A 204-nucleotide genomic window follows, 5' to 3' on the forward strand; every position below is an offset into this window, starting at 1 on the left:
CCCATGGCTCTTCGTGTAAATGGCACTCAGCATACCTTGCGTATCATACCCAACTTGCATGGTGACCCCCCCTTTAAGGTACTCAGTCACCTGCCCCCGTTCATTGGTATTCACAATGCGATAATACGTTTGCCCTTCGCGCCCATCCCGAGCTTCGGTCTTGGCCAAGACTTGACCAAAGGCATATTCAATGGCAACCCCTCG

1 protein-coding gene is annotated in these 204 nt (G+C 52.5%); it reads right to left on the bottom strand.

Annotated elements, in window-relative coordinates; translation table 11 throughout:
* Positions 1-204, bottom strand: a 204-nt coding sequence (locus tag N475_RS25765; protein WP_162269625.1) for a hypothetical protein, incomplete at both ends; no start/stop codon positions are given.

The sequence above is a fragment of the Pseudoalteromonas luteoviolacea DSM 6061 genome (assembly GCF_001625655.1).
Classification (GTDB): Bacteria; Pseudomonadota; Gammaproteobacteria; order Enterobacterales; family Alteromonadaceae; genus Pseudoalteromonas; species Pseudoalteromonas luteoviolacea.